Here is a 21,318-nt window from a genome sequence, read left to right on the forward strand (position 1 = left end):
TTAGTCCGATCAGGCGACACCGCCAAAGGCAACGCCGGAAAGATCCGCCATGTCCCGCTTCCAGGTCGTCAGATCGTCCAGGCGGAATTGGTTGAGATGCGAATGGCCGCAGGCGCGCGCCATCACCTGCATCAGCTCAACCGACGCCTCGAAGAAATTGGTCAGCTGGCGCGCGGATTTCTCGATCTGCAAGCGGTTGACCAGATGCGGTTTCTGGGTGGCGATGCCGACCGGGCAATTGTTGGTGTGGCAGGCGCGCATGGCGATGCAGCCGATGGCCTGCATGGCGGAGTTGGACACGGCGATCGCGTCGGCGCCGAGCGCCATGGCCTTGACGAAGTCGGCCGGTTTTCTGAGCCCGCCGGTGATCACCAGCGTGATATCCTTGCGGCCGAGCTGATCGAGATGTCGCCGGGCGCGAGCGAGCGCCGGAATGGTCGGCACGGAAATGTTGTCACGGAAGATGATCGGCGCGGCGCCGGTGCCGCCGCCGCGTCCATCGAGAATGATGTAGTCGACCCCGACCTCGAGCGCGGCGTCGATGTCCTTCTCGATATGCTGGGCGGAGAGCTTGTAGCCGATCGGGATGCCTCCGGTGCGCCCGCGCACCTCGTCGGCGAAGTCCCTGACCTGGGAACAATCCGTCCAGTCCGGGAAGCGCGGCGGCGAAATCGCGTCCTGGCCTTCCTTCAGGCCCCTTACCTCGGCGATCTTGCCCTTGACCTTGGCCCCCGGCAGATGGCCGCCGGTGCCGGTCTTGGCGCCCTGGCCGCCCTTGAAATGGAAGGCCTGCACCTTGTCGAGCTTCTCCCAGGCAAAGCCGAAGCGGGCCGAGGCAAGCTCATAGAAATAGCGCGAATTGGCTTGTTGTTCTTCCGGTAGCATGCCGCCCTCGCCGGAGCAGATACCTGTGCCGGCGAGTTCCGCTCCCCGGGCCATGGCGATCTTGGCGGGTTCGGAGAGGGCGCCGAAACTCATGTCGGAGACAAACAGCGGGATCTTCAGGTGCAACGGCTTCTGCGCGTTCGGACCGATGACAACATCCGTGCCGACCGGTGCGTCTTCCAACAGCGGAAAGCGCTGCAGCTGGGCGGTGAGGATCTGGATGTCGTCCCAATCCGGCAGCTGCGTCCTCGGCACACCCATCGCCTCGACCCGGCCGTGATGACCGGTTTTTGAAAGACCGTCGCGGGCATATTGCTGGATGAGGCCCGTATAAGGCTCTTCCTCGGTGCCGTGGCTGGTGTCGGCATAAAGGCCGAGGTATTTCTCGCGCTGGAACGGCTGCGGATGGTCTCTGGCCCAGGCGGCGACCTCGTCCGCGTCGACCAGCACGTCATCGCCCTCAATCCAGGCGCTGAATTTCGGCAAGGCCTCGGAGTTGTTGTATTCCGAAACGCCGCTGTCGAGCCGGTAATCCCAGTAATGCAGGCCGCAGATCAGATTGTCGCCCTGAACATACCCGTCGGACATCAGCGCGCCCCGGTGCAGACAACGGCCGTAGAACACGGACACGTCCTCGTCGAAACGGACGACCACAAGATCGACATCGGCAACAAGCGCGTATTGCGGGTCGCGGTCCGGCAAAGTGCTCATGGTGGCAACGACTTGTTTTTTCATGCTTTCCCCCGGCTAACGGCGATTTGCCCTGGCTCTTCGGTTTTCAAATCTCGTCTATCGAAATCTTCGGCCGCATCGGCGGCATTTCCTTCATCTCGGCGGCGCCTTCATTTTCCGACAGGCGCGCGCCGTACCACTTGGCGAAAGGCACGGCGGTGACGCCATGAAGAACGGCGCTGATCCAGACGGCGTTGACGGCAAGATTCAAAAGCTGTTCGCCGATTTCGTGGTCGAGCTGATCGACGACCAGCAGCGCGAACAGGGCCGTTGCCAGCCCGCGCGGACCAAACCAGCCGAAAAACAGTCTGGTCAGCGGCGCGGCATCGGTGCCGGCCAGCGACAGCCAGACCGCGAGCGGGCGGACGACGAAGAGGCTGGTCAGGACGATCGCGAGCGTGGCGCCATCAAGATGGGCGACGGCGGTCGGCACAAGAGCGAGCCCGATCAGGAAGAACGCGGCCCAGGACAGCATCTGGCCTTCGCTTTCGGTGAACTCGTAGATGAAGGCGCATTGGCCCTTGATGACATTGCCAAAGAACAGGCCGGAGACAAAGGCGGAGATGAAGCCGTTGCCACCGACGAGATCCGCGGCCAGATAAGCGCCGCAGGCCATGGCAATGGCGCCGATGCCTTCGATGGTCGCCGTGGTCATCGCCCGGCGCTTGGCGGCCAGGAACAACACGCCGCCGACCGCGCCCGTCAGGCCGCCGACCAGTGGGCCCAAAACAAGTTGCTTGGCGCCGAACATCAGCCAGTCGGTTGCGGCCGGCTGCATCATTTCGCCGGCCAGGCTGGCAAAGAGCAGGATCACCGGCAGCGCCAGCCCGTCATTGAGCCCGCTTTCGAGCGTCAGTGCCCGGCGGACCCGCTCGGGAACCGCCTTGTTGGTCACCACGGCCTGACCGAGCGCGGCGTCCGTCGGCGCCAGCAGGGCGGCGGCCAGCGCGGCAACGATCAGGGGCTGAGTGGAAAGAAAAGGGGCGGCGGCGGCCGTACCGATCACGATGGCGACCGGCAGGCCGACCGCCAGCATGCGCAGTGGCCATTGATGCCGCTCGCGCAAGGCCTTCAGGTTGGTCTGCGCGGCGTCCAGAAACAGAAGGACGATCAGCGCGATTTCGGCAACAACATGCAGAAGGCTTTCCGCCTGGGTCAGCGGAAAGAGGTCCGTCTGGGCCATCAGATAGCCAAAGCCGATAAAGAGGATTGGCGCGGTGAGAATGCCGTTGGACAGGGTTTTGGCCAGCAACGTGTAGCAGACGGTAAACAGTGCCAGCATCAAAAGACCGGTGGCCATAAATCTCTCTCCCAGAGCCCACGGCGGCATTAGGGCGACTTGGGCCCGCCAACTCAAATCATAAGCAGATGACACTCCCGTGTGGCAATCGTGAATTTCCCTATGGGAACTTTACTTGGGTAACAGGCGCACCGGGATCGTGCGTTGGCTGGTGTTGGCACTTCCAAGAAGGGCGGCCCTTTGAAGGATACGCTCCCCATCTTCAGGCATTGCCGCGATCTCCAGGATCAGCTTCTTGCGTACCGCTTCGGCGAAGGTTTCGGAGCTGTCGGCAGTCACGACAAAGGCGGCCGGGCCGCCGATGATGGTGCGGAAAAACCGGTCCTCCAGGTCGTAGGCGACAGGCCGGCCGGAACAATGACGGCACAGGACCGCCAGGCCGTTGATGACGATGCCGGAGGAGACGACGGTCTCTCGGGCTTCGGCAATGGTCGGACCGTTCCAGTTGTTGGCGCTGTCGGCGGAGAGATCGATCACCCGGCGCAGGCCCTGATAGGCGTTGCCGTCGATCAGCTCCTTTCCTTTCAGCAGCGCCGCCCCGATGGCGTTGCGGCCATAGGCCCTCCGGGGAGCGGCCATCAGCCTCGCGGCGAAGTCGTCCGCGGCGGCCTGACCGTCGATCACCGTCCAGTCGACGACGACATCCTGGGAGAACATGTCGGCCCATTCGACATAGGTGACGGCGATCTTGCCGTAGATGTTGGAGGAAATGGCATTGAGCACGGGCGCTGACGTGATCGCCTCGGCATAGCCGCGCCGCTGGAAGCGGATCTCGTTCTCGTCGATGGAGCCGGTGGCGTCGGCCAGGAGCACCAGTTCGAGGTCGAGTTCCTCGGAAAGGGCGGGCGGTGCGATCAGCAGGCACCAGAAAACAACAGCCACAACACTCCGCATCCGCATCGCTCCCCTGAAATAGGCACCTGAAGGTAGCTAGGGCGGGGTTCGGAAAAAGCAGTGGGCTGAAGGTCAATCTGTTGCATGCAACTCTCGAACTCCCGTCTCATGCAATTCAAAGTTTTAACTTATTTGATTTGCATGATAGTAAGGTGCCGACGTTTGCAAGGACGAGATGTTTGTCTGATTATTCTGTTATTCGGATCTTTTACTTGCTTTTGGGTCTGTTTTTTGTGGCAGGAGCCTCCACCTTTGGAGCAGCAGCGCGCACCGAAAAAGCCGAACCTGGAAGTGGTCCTGAGATTAAACTTGAGATCATTGACGGCCAGTTTCTGCTGAACGCTCCAATCACAGTCAGGATTTTCAAGCACCGGATTCCGCCGAACTCAAGTGTCGGAATATTCTTGGTGCCTGTTATGCCAGAGAATAATCCGCCAATTCACGGTGTCTGGAATCCAGGCTGCGATGGACCACTTTCGCGCAAAACAATCTCTTTAAGTGGCACAGGTGTGCAAGAGTTCGAGTGGAATGGCCGTGCTACTTGGTGGGCTCCCGCTGACGGCCCAATGCCTTGCGAAGATATTCTTCCAGGCAGGTACCTTTTTCAGATGTACTTGTATCAAGAACAGGATGTGCCACTAGTAGGCATGGGACGAAGGGCCGAGCCTGTCCAGTCGGCAATCTCCTTAACCTTTGATTTGACGGGTGAATTGGATCTTAGCCGTATTGAGCGCGATCTGAATATGCGTGCGGTGGACTTAATTCAAAAGAACCTTGAGTTACCGAATGCAAGCGACTTTGTGCAGGCAATGTATCGCAGCACCGGAAAATTGCAGGATAGAAACGGCGGCTACTTCTGTCAGAACAAGGTGGTTCCACTTCCGCATGAAGGATTGGTCAGGGCGTGCACGACGGTTCCTGTGTTAACGGAACTGGGCTTGAGACTTCCGTATGGTGAATATGTGGAAACTCGTCCAATCATGCGAATATCCAGACGTGCTGGCGCCTTCAGAGATGTGCTGCTCAAGGCACGGGATGCAGCGGCTATCCCCATGCTTGCCAGACTGGAAATGTCAGTGGCAAACGAAGTGGGCAAAGGCGAAAGTTGTTCGATTTCAACCACCGATCCTGAATGTCATGAGAGTTTCGTTTACGTCAAAGAGAGCTCCGTATTGCGGGCCACTGTCGAGAACCTGTTCTACCAACCTGAGAGGGACGATTGGGCATTCTTGTTCAAGTTTGAAGCAAGTAAGAACGGTGAAAGCCTTTTTGAGGTTGAAAGTTTCGTTTGTGTCAGTGGGCAAGGACATGTCATGCAAGTTTCGCCAATAGCACGAGAGTTAAAAGGGGAACGGCGACCCTCTAAAGTTATGAATTTAGTCGGACTGGAATGCGAAGGATCTTGATCTCTAACAGCACACATTTGCTGCAAGCCTTCACCGAAAATTACCAATAACTATATCAGCGCTAGGCTACGCCTCACTTGTCCGGGATCACAGTGATAAAAAACCCGCGCCTCATCGAGACGCGGGTTTCCTAAATTCAGCGGTCCGGACTGGCGTTAAGCCACCGCCCGTGCCAAAGCGCATTGCGACCAGAGGTCGTTGATCGCGGAGGCGAGGTGTTCGATGTCCTCGGCCGTGTGCAGCGGGGTCGGGGTGAAGCGCAGGCGCTCGGTGCCGACCGGGACGGTCGGGTAGTTGATCGGCTGGACGTAGATGCCGTAGGTCTCAAGCAGGATGTCGGAGATCCATTTGCATTTCTTGGCATCGCCCACCATCACCGGAACGATGTGGCTCGGGTTTTCCATGTGCGGGATGCCGCGCTTGTCGAGGGCGGCGCGCAGCTGGGCAACGCGGTCCTTGTGGGCCTTGCGCTCGAACGGGCTGTCCTTGAGGTGCCGGATCGAGGCGGTCGCGCCCGCGGCCAGAGCTGGCGGCAGCGCCGTGGTGAAGATGAAGCCGGAGGCAAAGGAGCGGATGAAATCGACCACGGTCTTCGAGCCGGTGATGTAGCCGCCCATGACGCCGAAGGCCTTGCCGAGCGTGCCTTCGATGATGGTCAGGCGATCCATCAGGCCTTCGCGCTCGGCGACGCCGCCGCCGCGCGGGCCGTACATGCCGACGGCATGGACTTCATCGAGATAGGTGAGGGCGCCGTATTTGTCGGCAACGTCGCAGAGTTCCTTGATCGGCGCGATGTCGCCGTCCATGGAATAGACGCTTTCGAAGGCGACCAGCTTGGGCGCGTCCGGATCGTCGGCGGCCATCAGGCGCTCCAGATCCTCAACGTCATTGTGCTTGAAGATGCGCTTCTCGCAGCGGGCATGACGGATGCCCTCGATCATGGAGGCGTGGTTGAGCGAATCCGAATAGACGATCATGCCCGGGACCTGGGAGGCTAGGGTGCCGAGGGCGGCCCAGTTGGAGACATAGCCGGAGGTGAAGATCAGAGCGGCTTCCTTGCCGTGCAGATCCGCCAGCTCGTTTTCCAGGAGCACGTGATAGTGGTTGGTGCCGGAGATGTTGCGGGTGCCGCCCGCGCCGGCGCCGCATTTCGACAGGACGTCCTGCATGGCGGCGACGACCTTGTCGTTCTGGCCCATGCCGAGATAATCGTTGGAGCACCAGACGGTCACATCCTGGACGGAGCCGTCTTCACGGTAGCGTTTTGCGCGCGGAAAATCGCCGGCCTGACGTTCTAGATCCGCAAACACACGGTAATTACCGTTGTCATGCAGTTTGCCGAGGCGCTCTTCCAGATACGCGTTCACGTCCATTCTCAGGATCCTCTCTTCGCGGGCACCTTTGCCAGCGTCTCTCTCCTGCCCGCGCAACATGCGTCCCGCGCGGCTTTTTCCAGTCTCGACCCGTTCCGTCCTGGCCGAGGCTAGCAGCTCATTTGATGCTATTCAAAACTGCTTAGCAAAGTTTTGGCCTTGATCAAGGTCAAATGCCTGCCTGCGTCCAAACGTCATATATTATTTTTTGCATGTTTTTTCGTTTGAATCCATCCGGCAAATGCCCGGATCTATCCGGCAAATGTCCCGATTGGCTCGAAAATCCGCGAATTCGGCCGTTTCGGGAAGAAGTTTCTTGCTTTCAGGCGTCAAACATGAATACTGATTCATGTTTCAGGAATTCGGGAGGAACGAGGACGTGCGCAAACCGGCCGAAGAGGCGGACATGCCGACGAAGGCGGCGGTCAATCAGCCGAAGACGGCGCGCGGAGAAGCCACGCGACGCGCGATTCTGGCCGCGGCCGAGAAGGTCATCGGCGCCAAGGGCTACAACGACGCCTCCATCGGCCATATTACCAGCGAGGCCGGTGTCGCCCAAGGCACTTTCTACATCTATTTCACCACCAAGGAGCAGGTCTTTTCCGAACTGGTGCTGGAAATGGGCCGTTTGGTGCGGCACACGATCGCCGAGGCGACCCAGGGCATCGGCAACCGTCTGGAGGCCGAAAAAGCCGGCCTTTATGCGTTTCTGGATTTTGTGCAGGCCCATCCGGACCTCTACCGCATCGTTCAGGAAGCGCTGTTCGTCGATCCGGCGGCCTATGAGGAATATTACACGACCTTCGCCGCCGGCTATCGCAGCGGTCTGGAGGCAGCCGAAGCGGCGGGGCAGATTTCGAAGGGCGATTCAGAAACCCGCGCCTGGGCGCTGATGGGCATTGCCAGGTCGCTCGGCGAACAGCTGGTGGTGTTCAAGTCGGACAAGCCGATCCCGGAACTGGTCGCCAGTGCCTATGACCTGATCGAAAACGGAATCAAGCCGTGAGGCGAGCTGGATGAGTTTCGTCGAGACCGAGTACCGGGAAGGGGCCGTCTGGCTGTGGCTGAGCCGGCCCGACCGGCACAACGCACTGATCCCGGCACTGATCTTCGATCTGCGCACGGCACTTGCGGAAGCAGCGGAAAAGGATCCGGCGGCACTGGTGCTTTCGGGCCGCGGCAACAGTTTTTCGACCGGTGGCGATCTTGGAGGGTTCCTGGATCATGCCCGTTCGCAGATCGAGCTCAGGGCCTATGCGGATCTTCTGGTCGGGGGGCTGCATGACGCGATCCTGGATCTGCTTGCCTTTCCGGCACCGGTCATGGCCGCGATCAACGGTCCGGTCACAGGCGGTTCGACGGGCCTGATGCTGGCCGCCGACATGGTCGCCATCGCGGACAATGCCTTTGTGCAGCCCTATTACAGCGAAGTCGGGTTCGGGCCCGACGGCGGCTGGACGGCGCTTTTGCCCGACCGGATCGGCACCGCGCGCGCCCTGGCAATCCAGTACCGCAACACCCGTATCGGAGCTGCCGAGGCGGTGGAGATGGGGCTTGCCGCCGGAAGGGGGCCAGCGGGTGAACTCCGCGGCATGATCGACGGCTGGGTCGCGGATCTGGGCAAGGGCTTTGCCCAGACCCATCAGGCAACTCGCCAGAACATCTGGGACGACCTGCGGCGCGAGGCGGTGCGCAGGCGGCTTGACCAGGAAAAAACACGCTTTCTCGACCTGATCGGCCGTCAGGGCACACTGGAAGGCATGAAGGACTTTACCAAACAGCGCGCCTGAGGGAAACGCGCGCCAGGTGTTTGGGAGGACACATGGATTTTCTGACAGATATGGCCGCCAAGCGGGCCGAGCTGACCCCGGAGGCGCTTGCCTTTGCCGATCAGGAGACGGGCAGGCGGTTTTCCTTCGGCGAGATCAATGACCGCGCCAGCCGGCTGGGCAATCTGCTGCTTGGCCGCGGCCTGTCGCGCGGCGACCGCATGGCGGTGCTGTGCCTCAATCATCCCGACTTCTTCGTGCTGCTGTTCGCCGCCCAGAAGACCGGTATCCTGCTGGTGCCGCTCAACTGGCGCCAGCCCGCGGCCGAGCTGACACCCATCCTGGAGGTTTCCGGCGCCAGGCTGCTGTTTCACGATGACGGTTTTGCCGAGACCGCGCGGCAGCTGGCCGCGCAAACAGGTGTCGAGCTGCTGCCGTTTGGCGCCGCGCAAGGTCAGACCAGCGCTTTGGATCCCTTGCTGGCCGCCGCCAGCCCGGCCGCCATCGGCTGCGGCCGCATCAAGGCTCATGCGCCCTGGTACCTGCTCTATACGTCCGGCACCACCGGCCTGCCCAAGGCGGTCATCCAGACCGCCGGCATGGCCTATGCCAACATGATCAATTACGGCCAGGCGGCCGGTCTTTCGACCGGTGAGAAGGGCGTCAATTTCCTGCCGCTGTTTCACACCGCCGGGATCAATCTTCCCACGCTACCGATCTTCTTGAATGGCGGTTCCTCGACCGTCCTGCGCAAGTTCGATCCCGACACGGTTCTCGGGCTGATCGACGCTGGCGAAGTGACCTGTTTTTTCGGTGTTCCGGCAATTTACCAGGCGCTGTCCCTGTCGCCCGGGATCGGTGCGACCCGGTTCGACGCCGTCCGCTCGCTCGGCTGCGGCGGCGCGCCCGTGCCCAAGCATCTCCTGACCGAATTCCAGGGGCGGGGCGTCACGATCTGCAATGGCATGGGCATGACCGAAACGGGGCCGACCGTGTTTCTGATGGACAAGGCCAACGCGGCCGGCAAGATCGGCTCGGTCGGCAAGCCGCAACTGATGACGGATGTGAGGCTGATCGACACCGATGGCGGGATTGTCGAAGGCCCGGGAGAAGGCGAGCTTCAGTTCCGCGGACCCAACATCACGCCCGGCTACATGGACAATCCGGAAGCGACCATCGCCACCTTCACGGTCGATGGCTGGCTGAAGTCGGGGGATATCGGCCGCCGCGACGAGGACGGCTATTACTACATCGTCGACCGGATCAAGGACATGTACATTTCCGGTGGCGAGAACGTTTATCCGGCCGAGGTCGAAAAAGTGCTGGTCAGCCATCCGGCGATCCTGGAGGCGGTGGTCATCGGCGTTGCCGACGAGAAATGGGGCGAAGTCGGCGCGGCCTTCGTGATCGCACGTCCGGGGATGGAGGTCGATACGGCTGCTCTGCCCGCCTGGTGCCGTACCCACCTGGCGCCCTACAAGATCCCGAAGAGTTTTGCCGTTGTCGACGACATGCCGCGCACCGCCGCCGGCAAGGTGCGGAAGAATATTCTGAAAGACAGGTTTCAATCCGACAAGACACCGGAGGACGCATGACCATGAGTCTTGCCGCAGACGCGCCCCTGAGCGCGACATTCACCTGGGTCCCGCGGCAGGCGGATTTCGATGCCTTCGCCAGACTTTCCGGCGATGACAATCCGATCCATGTCGATCCCGAGTTCTCCGCGCGCACGCGTTTCGGCCGAACCGTGTCCCACGGCATGCTGCTCTATACCCGCGTGTTCGCCCATCTGGAGGCGCTGTTTCCAGGCCGTAGCCACGAGGTGCAGACGCTGATGTTTCCGAACCCGTCCTATGCGGATGAGGAGCTGACTTTCTCCTTTCGGGAAAGCGAAGAGGAAAACGGACGGATCGAAATCGAGGTCAGTCGCAGCGCCGACGGTGCCGTCACCCTGTCGGGAAGCTGCAAACTGGGAGCGCGCGCATGAGCCTGGACCTTGGACAACGCGCCGAGCTGACACGCAGTTATACGGATCAGGACATGCGCGACTTCGCGGCTCTGGCCGGCGACGGCGCGGCCGTTCCGGTTTCCGTTCCGGGGCCCCTGATCGGCGGGCTGTTTTCCTATCTGCTCGGTGTCGAGCTGCCGGGCCGGGGCACAAATTACCTGAAGCAGAGCCTGGAATTCCTGGCGCCGGCCCCGGTGGGCGAACCGCTGACCGCGTCCGTGACGATCACAAGGCTGCGGCCGGAGAAACATCTGGTCGATCTGGAAACGCTCTGTGTTGCCGCCGACGGCACCCGCATTTGCCAGGGCCGGGCCCTGGTCTATGTCGAGGATGTCGGCAAGGGCTGATACCAACCTCAATAGATAGGAACCGATCTGACTGTGTTTGGGGACTGTTCGGCAAGGAGCAGGTTGCAGGGCGATATGGATTATCGTTCAAAACCTGGGACGCCGCTGAACAGTCCCCAAACACCGCCTTCGGTGGCCTGCACCGGCCCGCCGGACAGCGTTGCGCCGCTTGAACGGCCAACCAGGCCGTCCTGTGCAACGCGCCTTGCCGGACAAACCGGATCAGCGCCATCAGATGGGTTCCTATCTATTGAGGTTGGTATGAGCCGATAGGCTATTCCCCTTCCACCACACGCACCTTTGCCGACCAGAAGGCATAGTGACCTTTCAACCGGTTGGCCATGGCGATCGGCGACCGGTAGACCCAGCCGATTTCCTCGGCTTCGTGGGACACATAGCTGGCTTCGCCCTTGATCGGGCAGAAAGTGGTGCGGTCGACATGACCGAGCCGGGTCTTCAGATCCGCTTCCGGGATATAGAGCACCGGATCGTAGAAGGACTTGCCGATTTCCAAGACCCGCAGCGCATGTTTGCTGTCCGCGATGAGGGCTGCGCCGTCGTAGACACGGATGCGGCGCGGCACGTCGCGGATGACCATCAGATGGTCCGGATTGTCCGGATTGCGGATCGCCCCCTCCAGGGCGGGTGTCGTTTGCAGTGTCATCAGGTCCTCCCGTTTCTTCCCCTTCATGTGTGGTCGATGGGCCGGAAACGCAAAAAACTTTCAAGTCGCAAGCGAAGTGTTTCCGGCGATTTCGATGCGCACGGATCGGAATTGCCGCGTTTTGACCTTGAAAAGACGGCCGGTTCTGCGCTCAAAACACTGCAGTGATATTCGCGGGAGAGGCGGGCCGGATGGCTGACAAGGTTCAGGACTTTTTGAGGCAACTGTTCCAGCGGGCGGTCGAAGTGGCCGATCCGATGAAAAGCCTGGCTGCTTATCTGCCGGAAAAACCGGCGGGCCGAGTCGTGGTGATCGGCGCCGGCAAGGCGTCCGCCCGGATGGCGGAGGCGGTCGAGGCCGTCTGGGGGCCTTGTGACGGCCTTGTGATTACCCGCTACGGCTATGGCCGGCCCTGCCAGAGCATCGAGATTGTCGAGGCGGCGCATCCGGTGCCGGATGCCGCCGGGCTTGAGGCCACGCGACGGCTGCTCGATCTGGTTGGTGGACTTGGCGAAGAAACCTTCATACTGGCGCTGATTTCCGGCGGCGCTTCCGCGCTGCTGACCGCGCCCGCAGGCGAGATCACGCTGGTGGAGAAGCAGGCGGTCAACCAGGCCCTGCTCGCCTCCGGTGCGCCGATTGGCCAGATGAACGTGGTGCGCAAACACCTGAGCCGGGTCAAGGGCGGTCAGCTTGCCGCCGCCGCCTATCCGGCGACGATGCTGGCGCTGCTGCTCTCGGATGTGCCGGGCGACGATCCGGCGGAGATCGGTTCCGGTCCGACGGTCGGCGATGCCAGTTCGGCCGAGGACGTGAAAGCGATCCTGACGCGTTGGAAGATCGATGTGCCGGCGTCGGTGGAGGCCGTGCTGAATGGACCAACCGGCGTGCTCGATCCGGCGGACGAAAAACTCTCCCGCGTGACCAATACGGTTTTTGCCGCCCCGTCCCAGTCCTTGGAGGCGGCAAAAGCCCTGGCGGAAGAACGTGGTTGCGAGGTCGAGATCCTGGGCGATGCGCTTGAAGGCGAAGCCCGCGAAGTTGCCGCCGAACATGCGGCACTGGCGCTGAAAAAGCAGGCGGAACGCCAGGCGGACAGCCAACCGCTGTTGCTGCTCTCCGGCGGCGAATTGACCGTGACCCGTCGCGGGGACGGTGTCGGCGGCCCCAATGCCGAATACGCGCTGGCGCTCGCCGCCGCGCTGAATGGCGCGCCGGGAATCCATGCCATTGCCTGCGATACGGACGGTGTCGATGGCGCTGCCGAAGTGGCCGGTGCGGTGATCGGTCCCGAGACACCTGCGCGTGCCGCAAAGGCGGGACGGGTCATGCGGGACGCCCTCGGCAACAATGACGCCCACGGTTTTTTTGCCGACATCGGCGATCAGGTGGTCACAGGACCGACACTAACGAATGTCAATGATTTCCGCGCCATCTGGATCGAATAGGGTTAGGCTTCGTAAGCCGGATGGACGGAACAGGATCTGGACTTGACTGAATTCACCATCACCCGCGCCGTGCGCATGCCGGATCCGTTCCGGATCGAACGGTTCTTGTCCAATCCGAAACTCGGGCCGCGGCTGCTGTTTTTTAGCGGCGGTTCGGCGGCCAACGGCGTTGCCCAGCACCTCAAGCGCTACACGCACAATTCCATTCATCTGGTGACGCCGTTCGACAGCGGCGGCAGCTCCCAGGGACTGCGGCTGGCGTTCAACATGCCGGCCATCGGCGATCTCCGGAGCCGGCTGATGGCACTGGCCGATGAAACCGTGCTCGGCCATCCGGAAGTGTTCCGGCTGTTCACGCACCGGTTTTCCAAATCGGCGGCGCAGGCGGATCTCGCGGGTGAGCTCGAGGCCATGATCGCGGGCACCCATCCGCTGGTCGGGGCGATCGAACAGCCGATGCGCACGCTGATCCAGAACCAGCTCGGCATGTTTCATGCCGCCCGTCCCAAGAGTTTCGATCTGCGCGGCGCCAGCATCGGCAACCTGATCCTCGCCGGCGGCTATCTCAACCAGAACCAGCAGCTCGAGCCGATCATCTTTCTGGTCTCCAAGCTTGTCGGCGTGCAGGGCACCGTGCGCGCCGTGACGGACGACAATCTGCATCTTGGCGCGGAACTCGCCAATGGCGACGTTGTGATCGGCCAGCATTTTCTGACCGGCAAGGAGCATCCGCCACTCGTCTCGCCGATCAGGGACTTCTTCCTCAATCGCGGGCTGAAGGGCAAGGATCCGGCTCACTCCGTCTTTCCGGACCGGAACCGGTCTCTGATCGGCTCGGCCGACCTGATCTGTTATGCGCCGGGCAGTTTCTATACCAGCCTGGTCGCCAACCTGCTGCCCGAGGGCGTTGGCAAGGCCATCGCCAGACGCACGGTGCCGAAGGTCTATGTGCCGAGCATTGGCTGGGATCCGGAAACCGGCGACATGAGCCTGGCGGACAAGGTGCACACGTTGCTGACCTATCTGTTGAAAGATGCCGGACCGGATTGCCCGGCGCACAAGCTGCTCACTTGCGTGATTGTCGATCGGAGCGTTCCGGAAGAAGAGACGCTTGAAATCAGTGCACGCGGTATTGCCGTCTTGCGACTCGATCTCGTCAGCAAGGTGTCCGCGCCCTATTATGATCCGGTGCCGTTGTGCGAGGCGCTGGTGTCACTGACATGACCGGTGCGCCAATGAAAGGGATGAGGCCATGAAACGAACCAGGTTGTTGAACCGGCATCTGAGCAAGCTCGTGGCCTCGCTCGGGCATGGGGACGAGATCGTGCTGGCCGATGCCGGGCTGCCGGTGCCACCGAATGTCGGTGTTATCGATCTGGCGGTCAGCCCGGGCATGCCGGGCCTGTTCGATGTCCTCGACGCGCTGGTCGACGAACTGATCATCGAACAGGCGATCTTTGCCGACGAAGCGTCACCGGAGCTGACCACCGAGATTGAAGTGAGGCTGGCGCATTGGGCGGCCGAAACGGGCAAGCCGATCGAACATGTCCGCGTGCCGCACGAGGGTTTCAAGGCGCAGTGCGGGCGGGCCCGAGCAGTGATCCGCACAGGCGAGTGTACGCCTTACGCCAATCTGATTCTGGTGTCCGGCGTCACCTTCTGATCGCCCAAGGGCAAAAATCCACAAGCCGTATGACAGCCGCCACCGGTTTCCTGCGTGAAGCCGGTGGCGGTTCGTTTCTGAGTGCGTGTCGAAACCGCCGCGGGGCTGTGTTTTGTTGCAAAGACAGTGTCTTCCCGCTCTGCAAAATATTTATCGCGCGGCAACAAAACCGATTTTGTTGACTTACAAAATCGGTTTTGTAAGACTAAATCCAACAAAATGAAGCGTTGCCGTAAAACGGAAAGACGGCGGGAATCGAGCCGGGAGGCTCCGGGGAGGATTGATGTCGCGCTTACGCGGTTCCGTCACGATTGACGATGTCGCCCGCCATGTCGGCGTGGCCAAGGGAACGGTGTCCCGCGTCCTCAACAATTACACCGACATCTCCGAAGGCACCCGCAAGCGTATCCTGAAGGCGGTTCAGGATCTCGGGTATCAACCGTCGGCGACTGCCAGGAACCTGAAGCGCGGCCGCCAGGATACGCTCGGCATCGTCATTCCGGTCGGCCATGGCAGCGGCGCGGACCCGTTCCTGTCCGAATTCATCGACGGCATCGCCCGCGCGCTCGACGAGCTGGGGCTGGACCTTCTGGTGACCACGGCCCATTCGCGCACGCACATGATCGAGACGCTGCAACGCCTGATGGCGCGGCGCAAGGTGGATGGCTTCATTGTCACGCGCACCGAAGTCGACGATCCGCGGATTGCCCATCTCCTGGAACAGGGGTTTCCGTTCGTTGCGCACGGCCGGACCCGCGACCCGTCCGGATATGCCTGGTTCGACATCGACAACGAAAGCGCTTTTGCGGACGGTGTCCGGCATCTCTACAGCCTCGGCCATGAGCGCATCGGCCTGATCGGCGGAACGCTGGACCTGAATTTCGCCCTGCAGCGCCGGAACGGCTACCGGCAAGGTCTCGAGGCCCTCGGGCTCGCACATGATCCAGAGCTCGAAAGCCTTCAGGATGTCGGCGAGAAGGGCGGGTTTGCCGGTGCAAAGGCACTTCTGTCCTTGTCCGAGCCGCCGACCGCGCTCTTATGCGTCACCGACGCGCTGGCCATCGGCGCGGTCCAGTTCTGCCGCAAATTCGGCCTGAAGGTCGGCTCCGACGTCACCGTGATCGGCTATGACGGCCTGCCGGTCGGCGAATATCTCGATCCGCCGCTGACCACGTTTTCGCAAAGCGCGCAGGACGCAGGCGGACGGGTCGCCCGCATGCTGATCGACGTGCTCGACGGCAAGGATCCCAAAAGTTTGCAGGCGCTCGCACAGGCGACCCTGATCCGGCGTGCCTCCGATGGCGCGCCGAGCATGACACCGGCCGCGCTCTCCGAAGCGCTCCGGGACCGGCTGAAGCAACAGCCACATTCTGGCAGTAAGGGAGTATGAGATGTTTGGGAGGACGACATTCCTGGCCTCGACCATGGCAGGCGTGCTTGCGCTTGGCCTGACGGCGGTACAGGCGGACACGCTTCGGTTCTGGACAACGGAAGAACAGCCGGAGCGGCTGGCCAAGCAGGAAGAAATGGCTGCGGCCTTCAAGGACAAGACCGGCATCGAGGTCGAGGTCATTCCGGTTTCGGAATCCGATCTGGGTACCCGGACGACCGCGGCTTTTGCCGCCGGCGACCTGCCGGACGTGATCTATCACACGCTGCAATACGCGCTGCCCTGGGCGGAAGCCGGCATTCTGGACACGGAAGCGGCGACTGAAGTGCTTGAAAACCTCGGCGCCAGCACGTTTGCGCCGGGCGCGGTCGCCATGGCCGCCGTCGAGGATGGCGTCGCCTCCGTGCCGGTGGACGGCTGGACCCAGATGGTGGTCTACCGCAAGGACCTGTTCGAGGAAAACGGCCTGGCCGCGCCCGACAGCTACGAGGCGATCCTGGCGGCGGTTGAAAAACTGCACAATCCGCCAGAAATGTTCGGCTTTGTCGCCGCGACCAAGATCGACGAGAACTTCATGAGCCAGGTTCTGGAACATGTGTTCCTGGCCAATGGCGTCAGCCCGGTCAATGGCGACGGCTTCAGTGCCCTCGATGAAAAGAAAACCATCGAGGCGCTGGAATTCTACAAGGCGATTGCGGAGGCCTCGCCCCCGGGTGACCTTTTCTGGAAACAGTCGCGCGAGCTTTATTTCGCCGGCAAGGCGGCGATGATCATCTGGTCGCCGTTCATTCTCGACGAGCTGGCCGGCTTGCGCGACAGCGCTCCGCCGACCATCACCGACGATCCGACCTCGACCGAACTGGCCTCCAAGACCGGCGTCGTGACCACGCTGAAGGGTCCGTCCAATCCGGACGGAGCCGCCTGGGCCGACATCCGCTATTTCGGCATCACCAACGATGCGGACACGGAAGCCGCCATGCAGTTCGTCGAGTTCTCGATGGATGACGGCTATATGTCGACGCTCTCCATTGCACCGGAAGGCAAGTTTCCGATCCGGCGCGGCACGTCCGACAACGCCACGGAATTTGTCGACGGCTGGGCGAAGTTGCCGGTCGGGGTCGACCGCAAGGCACCGCTGACGGACCTTTATGACGCCGAGACCATCAGCACGATCGTCTCCGGTCTCGACACCGCCAGCCGCTGGGGCGTCAAGGAAGGCCAGCTGTCGCTCGCTTCCAAGATGATCAACAGCCAGGTCATCAACCGCTATGTCCGCGAATATATCGACGGCGAGCGGGACGCTGCGGCAACCGTTGCCAAGCTCAACGAGGAACTGGCCAAGATCCAGTAATCTAATTCCGCCTCTCTGGACCCATTCGAGAGGCGGGGTATTGCTCACCATCCCAGCACAGGACCGGGCGCCCGCCCGAGGTGCCCGGTCCTTCAAGACGAGACTTCCCGCGCCTGGCGCGGGAGATCGGGGAAGGTGTCAGCCGGGACGCATCTGCACCGGGGACGCCTGGACCGACCTGACGTTCACGCTCCAGACACTTGGCCGGGACAATGACCACAGACACTCACGACAGCGCTTCCGCCGGCCCGCCCAAGGGCATCGGCCCCATGCAGCGGCGGGAAATGTGGCTGGCCTATCTCATGCTGGCACCGACCTTCGCCATCATCCTGATGATCGTCGCCGGACCGCTCCTGGCCAATTTCTGGATCAGCGTGAAACCGGTGCAGCTCGCCGACCTGAGACCACCAACCGTGCTGGTGAACGAGCGGGTGCGCGGCGGTCCTGAAGCTGTCGGTGACAGCGCCACACTGGAATACCGCCTGCGCAACTCTTCGCAAGACGAAGAGATCCGCAATGTTGTCTTGAGCGACGAAATCCCGGCGGGTTTCGACATTGCCGAGGTGCCGGAGCCCTGTTCAGTGGACGGCGGCAAACTGACCTGTACCCTCGGTACGGTCGCACCCGGCTGGCGGGACCGGCTGCAGCTAGAGGGTACGGTGACCCAGGTCTTTCTGGACGCAGACCGGCCTGAGCGGCAAAGCGAGCCGCAGATCGCCGGCGAGGCCAACAACATCCTCACCAATTTCGATTTCACTCTGGAAAATTTTCGCAGGATCTTCAGCGCCGACGAGTTCTGGTCCGTTCTGCGGGTAACGTTCTACTATACGATCTTTGGAACCGGCGGCGCGCTGGTGCTGGGCCTCTTCGCGGCCCAGCTGCTCAACACGGTGTTCCCGGGACGCGGCGTCCTGCGCGGCCTGTTCCTGTTTCCCTATGTCTCGCCGGTGATTGCGGTCGCCTTCACCTGGGTGGTGCTGTTCGACCCGTTTTCCGGAACCCTGAACGCGTTGCTGACCAAGATGGGGGTCGTCGCCGATCCGATCAATTTCTTCGGTCAACGCGCCATCGAATTCTCTTTCCTGGGCATTCCGATGGAATTTCCGCTGGCGCTGACCACCGTGATCGCCTTCGAGGCCTGGCGTTATTTCCCGCTGTCCTTCCTGTTCATTCTCGCTCGCATGCAGTCGATCAACACGGACATGTATGAGGCCGCCGAAATGGATGGCGCGACGCCGCTGCAGCAATTCTGGTACCTGTCGCTGCCGCAGCTGATGGGCATCCTGTCGGTGCTGTTCCTGCTGCGCTTCATCTGGACCTTCAACAAGTTCGACGACATTTTCCTGCTGACCGGCGGCAATGCGGGCACGCGCACGCTGACCGTCGATGTTTATGAACAGGGCTTCGCGCTGTCCAATCTTGGTGCGGGCGCGGCCGTTGCCGTCGTCGTCTTCGTGGTGCTGGTCACTTTCGCCACCCTGTTCATCCGCTTCTCGCCGAAGGAGGAAGGGCTATGAGACCCGGCAGTGTCATCCTCGCCGCGCTCACCGGCCTGATCTGGGGCGTCACAGCCATGGTGGTGATCGCGGTGACCCTCACCCTGATCACGGGTGAAGTCGCCCTGCCGCAGGCAACCGTCGCCGGGCTTGCCGGTCTTGTTAGCGCCTTGGCTTTCGTCTGGTGGCGATCATCTGGAGCTGGTGGAGGTCTTCCGGCCTGGGCCCTCTCTGCCGCCATCCTGTTTCTGGTGCTGATGACCGCCTCTTTCGCCGCGCCCTTCGGTCTGCCGCTTGGCACCACGCCGGTGTGGCAGGGGCTCGGCCTGATTGCCTTTGTCGCCGGTGTGACCGCCGCAAACCGGGTCACCCTGTCCGGAGCCCGCCTTGGGCAGATGAGCCGCTATGAGCGCGAGGTCATCTATATCCGCATTGCCAAGGGCATCGGCTTTGTCGTTTTCACCATCATCGTGGCCCTGCCGTTCTACGTGATGGTGATGACCTCGCTGAAGAGCCAGCAGGCGCTGCTCGCCAACCCGCTTGATCTGTCCATCGATGTCAGTCAGGGGATCGACGGCCTGTTCCGCTCCTATGTGGAGCTGTTCACCCAGTTCAATTTCGGCCGCTACCTGATGGTCTCTGCCTTCGTTTCCATCGCGACCGTCGTCCTGACACTGCTGTTCTCCGTGCCCGGTGCCTACGCGGTCTCCAGGCTGCGCTTTCCGGGGCAGGCGTTTCTGGCCCGTTCGGTGCTGTTGATCTACATGGTGCCGGCAATCGTGCTGGTGATCCCGCTCTATGCGGTTTTCTCCCAGCTCGGGCTGCGCAACACGCTCACCGGGCTCCTGATCGTCTATCCGGCGACCACCATTCCTGTCGCGCTTTACATGCTGCAGGGCTATTTCCGCGGGCTGCCGTCGGAACTGGAAGAGGCCGGGCTGATGGACGGGCTGTCGCGGATCGGCGTGATCCTGAAGATCACGTTGCCGCTGTCGCTGCCGGCGCTCGCCTCCGTCTCGCTCTATGTCTTCATGATCGCCTGGAACGAGTTCCTGTTCGCCTTCATGTTCCTGGACGATCCGGACATCTTCACGCTGTCGCGCGGTGTCGTTTCTCTCAATTCCTCCGAGGTGCCGCGTCAGCACCTCATGGCGGGCGCGGTGATTGCGACCGTGCCCGTCCTTGTCATCTTCCTGTGGTTCGAACGTTTCCTTGTGCAGGGCCTGACGGCCGGCAGCGTCAAGGGGTGAGTGTTCAAGAAACGGGCTCGTCAAGGGAGCCCAAGGAGTTAGCTGTGTCGCACACGGACCTGGATCAAAAAGCCAAGACCATCCTGACGGACAACGACCAGGGCGGGTACACCATCCCGACCAAGGGGCTTTATCCTTACCAGTGGAACTGGGATTCCGTCTTTGTCGCGCTGGGATTCGCCGAGTTCGACCAGGACCGCGCCTGGCGCGAGATCGAGATGCTGTTTGAGGGCCAATGGCGCGACGGCATGGTGCCGCATATCCTGTTCCGTAAGGACGACCCGAGCTACTTCCCGGGGCCGGGTGTCTGGGGAACGGATGGCGGGCCGATCCCGAGCTCCGGTCATTCCCAGCCGCCGGTCGCCGCCTCGGTGATCCTCGATCTGGTGGAGAATGACCGCACGGGCAAGGCCCTGGAACGTGCGTCCGCGCTGTTGCCCGGCCTGATGGCCTGGCACCGCTGGTATCTGAATTACCGGGACCCGAAGGGGCTCGGCGTGATCGCGGTGATCCATCCCTGGGAATCCGGCCGGGACAACCTGCCGGATTGGGACGACGCGCTCCGGGCGGTCGAGGTCAAGGACATCGCGCCTTACGAGCGCAAGGACACCTCGCATGTCGATCCGGCCATGCGGCCGCACAAGGAAGACTATGACCGGTATCTCAGCATCGTCGCTGCCTGCCGCAAGGCCGGCTGGGATCCGGCAAAGGTGGCTGAGACCTGCCCGTTCTTCGTTGCTGATCCGGGCGTGACCTTCATCTTCCTGCGCGCCAACAGGGACCTTCTGTCTTTGGCTGAAAAGCTGGACCGGACCGAAGAGGCCAACGAGATCCGTGGCTGGATTGCCCTTATGGAGGCGGGCGCGAAGACCCTTTGGAACCCGGATCTACAGGCCCATGTCGCCATCGACGAGCGCTCCGGCAAGATGACCGACGGCATTTCCAGCGCGTCCTTCCTGGCGCTCTATGCCGGCCTGACGGACGCCGCGACGCTCAAACCGCTCCAGGCCCATTTTGATCGGATCGCCGCGAGGGTCCGCTACATGATGCCGTCCTACGATCCGGATCACCGCTGCTACGAGCCGCTGCGCTACTGGCGCGGACCGGTCTGGGCGATGATCAATTTCATGATCGCCAAGGGTTTCCGCGAGGCAGGCGACACGGTCCGCGCGGACCGGTTGCGCCGGGACACGGCGAGCCTCATCGAGGCCAGCGGGTTCGCGGAATATTTCAGCCCGGAAACGGGCGCCGGCGCCGGAGGCGGGTCCTTTTCCTGGACGGCCGCGATCTGGCTCACCTGGGCCTCGCCCTCACATGCCCGGCAGGCGGCTTAAGAGTAGGA

19 protein-coding genes are annotated in these 21,318 nt (G+C 61.9%); 14 read left to right on the forward strand and 5 right to left on the reverse strand.

What is annotated here, in order from left to right:
* Positions 1 to 9: 9 nt before the first annotated feature.
* The 3 genes from M0H32_RS11885 to M0H32_RS11895 form a co-directional block, all read right to left on the reverse strand.
* Positions 10 to 1,620: a glutamate synthase-related protein gene (locus M0H32_RS11885; RefSeq protein WP_248154168.1), complete on the reverse strand. Its 1,611-nt coding sequence runs from the start codon at positions 1,618 to 1,620 to the stop codon at positions 10 to 12.
* A gap of 43 nt (positions 1,621 to 1,663) precedes the next feature.
* The gene (locus M0H32_RS11890; protein ID WP_248154170.1) at positions 1,664 to 2,917 is read right to left on the reverse strand and encodes a cation:proton antiporter; all 1,254 of its coding nucleotides are present in this window, start codon (positions 2,915 to 2,917) and stop codon (positions 1,664 to 1,666) included.
* 111 nt (positions 2,918 to 3,028) lie between these two features.
* Entirely contained in the window at positions 3,029 to 3,811 is a 783-nt protein-coding gene (locus M0H32_RS11895; protein ID WP_248154172.1) for a DUF1194 domain-containing protein, read from the reverse strand.
* A 179-nt stretch (positions 3,812 to 3,990) separates the two neighbouring features.
* Here M0H32_RS11895 and M0H32_RS11900 point away from each other — a divergent pair, with 179 nt between their 5' ends.
* Entirely contained in the window at positions 3,991 to 5,217 is a 1,227-nt protein-coding gene (locus M0H32_RS11900) for a hypothetical protein (RefSeq protein ID WP_248154174.1), read from the forward strand.
* A gap of 155 nt (positions 5,218 to 5,372) precedes the next feature.
* Here M0H32_RS11900 and hemA read toward each other — a convergent pair whose 3' ends face one another.
* Positions 5,373 to 6,590 (reverse strand): 5-aminolevulinate synthase, encoded by a 1,218-nt coding sequence (hemA, locus tag M0H32_RS11905; protein ID WP_248154175.1) that lies wholly within the window; start codon positions 6,588 to 6,590, stop codon positions 5,373 to 5,375.
* Positions 6,591 to 6,939: 349 nt separating this feature from the next.
* Here hemA and M0H32_RS11910 point away from each other — a divergent pair, with 349 nt between their 5' ends.
* The 5 genes from M0H32_RS11910 to M0H32_RS11930 are packed head-to-tail and all read left to right on the forward strand — an operon-like array spanning position 6,940 to position 10,714.
* Positions 6,940 to 7,596: a TetR/AcrR family transcriptional regulator gene (locus M0H32_RS11910; protein WP_248154177.1), complete on the forward strand. Its 657-nt coding sequence runs from the start codon at positions 6,940 to 6,942 to the stop codon at positions 7,594 to 7,596.
* Positions 7,597 to 7,606: 10 nt separating this feature from the next.
* Positions 7,607 to 8,380: an enoyl-CoA hydratase/isomerase family protein gene (locus tag M0H32_RS11915; protein ID WP_248154179.1), complete on the forward strand. Its 774-nt coding sequence runs from the start codon at positions 7,607 to 7,609 to the stop codon at positions 8,378 to 8,380.
* A gap of 32 nt (positions 8,381 to 8,412) precedes the next feature.
* The gene (locus tag M0H32_RS11920) at positions 8,413 to 9,954 is read left to right on the forward strand and encodes an AMP-binding protein (RefSeq protein ID WP_248154181.1); all 1,542 of its coding nucleotides are present in this window, start codon (positions 8,413 to 8,415) and stop codon (positions 9,952 to 9,954) included.
* Positions 9,951 to 10,346 (forward strand): MaoC/PaaZ C-terminal domain-containing protein, encoded by a 396-nt coding sequence (locus tag M0H32_RS11925; protein WP_248154183.1) that lies wholly within the window; start codon positions 9,951 to 9,953, stop codon positions 10,344 to 10,346. Before M0H32_RS11920 ends, M0H32_RS11925 begins: the two co-directional genes overlap by 4 nt.
* Positions 10,343 to 10,714 (forward strand): hotdog family protein, encoded by a 372-nt coding sequence (locus tag M0H32_RS11930; RefSeq protein WP_248154185.1) that lies wholly within the window; start codon positions 10,343 to 10,345, stop codon positions 10,712 to 10,714. Before M0H32_RS11925 ends, M0H32_RS11930 begins: the two co-directional genes overlap by 4 nt.
* A gap of 274 nt (positions 10,715 to 10,988) precedes the next feature.
* Here M0H32_RS11930 and M0H32_RS11935 read toward each other — a convergent pair whose 3' ends face one another.
* Positions 10,989 to 11,378 carry a DUF427 domain-containing protein gene (locus tag M0H32_RS11935; protein ID WP_248154187.1) on the reverse strand — a complete coding sequence of 130 codons (390 nt, stop codon included), beginning with the start codon at positions 11,376 to 11,378 and terminating at the stop codon, positions 10,989 to 10,991.
* Positions 11,379 to 11,569: 191 nt separating this feature from the next.
* Here M0H32_RS11935 and M0H32_RS11940 point away from each other — a divergent pair, with 191 nt between their 5' ends.
* The 8 genes from M0H32_RS11940 (at position 11,570) to M0H32_RS11975 (ending at position 21,310) form a co-directional block, all read left to right on the forward strand.
* Positions 11,570 to 12,826 (forward strand): glycerate kinase type-2 family protein, encoded by a 1,257-nt coding sequence (locus M0H32_RS11940; RefSeq protein ID WP_248154189.1) that lies wholly within the window; start codon positions 11,570 to 11,572, stop codon positions 12,824 to 12,826.
* 42 nt (positions 12,827 to 12,868) lie between these two features.
* Complete coding sequence (locus M0H32_RS11945) at positions 12,869 to 14,050, forward strand: GAK system CofD-like protein (RefSeq protein WP_248154191.1); 1,182 nt, start codon at positions 12,869 to 12,871, stop codon at positions 14,048 to 14,050.
* A 28-nt stretch (positions 14,051 to 14,078) separates the two neighbouring features.
* A complete protein-coding gene (gene rbsD / locus M0H32_RS11950; RefSeq protein WP_248154193.1) occupies positions 14,079 to 14,489 on the forward strand; it encodes a D-ribose pyranase in 411 nt (136 codons plus the stop codon).
* Between the two features lie 283 nt (positions 14,490 to 14,772).
* Positions 14,773 to 15,879 carry a LacI family DNA-binding transcriptional regulator gene (locus M0H32_RS11955; RefSeq protein WP_248154195.1) on the forward strand — a complete coding sequence of 369 codons (1,107 nt, stop codon included), beginning with the start codon at positions 14,773 to 14,775 and terminating at the stop codon, positions 15,877 to 15,879.
* A gap of 1 nt (position 15,880) precedes the next feature.
* On the forward strand, positions 15,881 to 17,230 hold the full coding sequence (locus M0H32_RS11960; protein ID WP_248154197.1) for an ABC transporter substrate-binding protein: 1,350 nt from the start codon (positions 15,881 to 15,883) through the stop codon (positions 17,228 to 17,230).
* A gap of 212 nt (positions 17,231 to 17,442) precedes the next feature.
* On the forward strand, positions 17,443 to 18,747 hold the full coding sequence (locus M0H32_RS11965) for a carbohydrate ABC transporter permease (RefSeq protein ID WP_248154199.1): 1,305 nt from the start codon (positions 17,443 to 17,445) through the stop codon (positions 18,745 to 18,747).
* Entirely contained in the window at positions 18,744 to 19,976 is a 1,233-nt protein-coding gene (locus tag M0H32_RS11970; RefSeq protein ID WP_248154202.1) for a carbohydrate ABC transporter permease, read from the forward strand. Before M0H32_RS11965 ends, M0H32_RS11970 begins: the two co-directional genes overlap by 4 nt.
* Before the next feature lie 44 nt (positions 19,977 to 20,020).
* Positions 20,021 to 21,310, forward strand: coding sequence for an MGH1-like glycoside hydrolase domain-containing protein (locus M0H32_RS11975; RefSeq protein ID WP_248154204.1), 1,290 nt, complete (start codon positions 20,021 to 20,023; stop codon positions 21,308 to 21,310).
* The last annotated feature ends 8 nt before the right edge of the window (positions 21,311 to 21,318 follow it).

It is taken from the genome of Roseibium sediminicola (assembly GCF_023156505.1).
GTDB classification, from domain to species: Bacteria; Pseudomonadota; Alphaproteobacteria; order Rhizobiales; family Stappiaceae; genus Roseibium; species Roseibium sediminicola.

Bases quoted from the DNA above. Each gene is read 5' to 3' on its own strand.
- M0H32_RS11885 (WP_248154168.1), bottom strand. From the start codon at position 1,620: ATGAAAAAACAAGTCGTTGCCACCATGAGCACTTTGCCGGACCGCGAC.
- M0H32_RS11890 (WP_248154170.1), bottom strand. From the start codon at position 2,917: ATGGCCACCGGTCTTTTGATGCTGGCACTGTTTACCGTCTGCTACACG.
- M0H32_RS11895 (WP_248154172.1), bottom strand. From the start codon at position 3,811: ATGCGGAGTGTTGTGGCTGTTGTTTTCTGGTGCCTGCTGATCGCACCG.
- hemA (WP_248154175.1), bottom strand. From the start codon at position 6,590: ATGGACGTGAACGCGTATCTGGAAGAGCGCCTCGGCAAACTGCATGAC.
- M0H32_RS11910 (WP_248154177.1), top strand. From the start codon at position 6,940: ATGTTTCAGGAATTCGGGAGGAACGAGGACGTGCGCAAACCGGCCGAA.
- M0H32_RS11915 (WP_248154179.1), top strand. From the start codon at position 7,607: ATGAGTTTCGTCGAGACCGAGTACCGGGAAGGGGCCGTCTGGCTGTGG.
- M0H32_RS11920 (WP_248154181.1), top strand. From the start codon at position 8,413: ATGGATTTTCTGACAGATATGGCCGCCAAGCGGGCCGAGCTGACCCCG.
- M0H32_RS11925 (WP_248154183.1), top strand. From the start codon at position 9,951: ATGACCATGAGTCTTGCCGCAGACGCGCCCCTGAGCGCGACATTCACC.
- M0H32_RS11930 (WP_248154185.1), top strand. From the start codon at position 10,343: ATGAGCCTGGACCTTGGACAACGCGCCGAGCTGACACGCAGTTATACG.
- M0H32_RS11935 (WP_248154187.1), bottom strand. From the start codon at position 11,378: ATGACACTGCAAACGACACCCGCCCTGGAGGGGGCGATCCGCAATCCG.
- M0H32_RS11940 (WP_248154189.1), top strand. From the start codon at position 11,570: ATGGCTGACAAGGTTCAGGACTTTTTGAGGCAACTGTTCCAGCGGGCG.
- rbsD (WP_248154193.1), top strand. From the start codon at position 14,079: ATGAAACGAACCAGGTTGTTGAACCGGCATCTGAGCAAGCTCGTGGCC.
- M0H32_RS11955 (WP_248154195.1), top strand. From the start codon at position 14,773: ATGTCGCGCTTACGCGGTTCCGTCACGATTGACGATGTCGCCCGCCAT.
- M0H32_RS11960 (WP_248154197.1), top strand. From the start codon at position 15,881: ATGTTTGGGAGGACGACATTCCTGGCCTCGACCATGGCAGGCGTGCTT.
- M0H32_RS11965 (WP_248154199.1), top strand. From the start codon at position 17,443: ATGACCACAGACACTCACGACAGCGCTTCCGCCGGCCCGCCCAAGGGC.
- M0H32_RS11970 (WP_248154202.1), top strand. From the start codon at position 18,744: ATGAGACCCGGCAGTGTCATCCTCGCCGCGCTCACCGGCCTGATCTGG.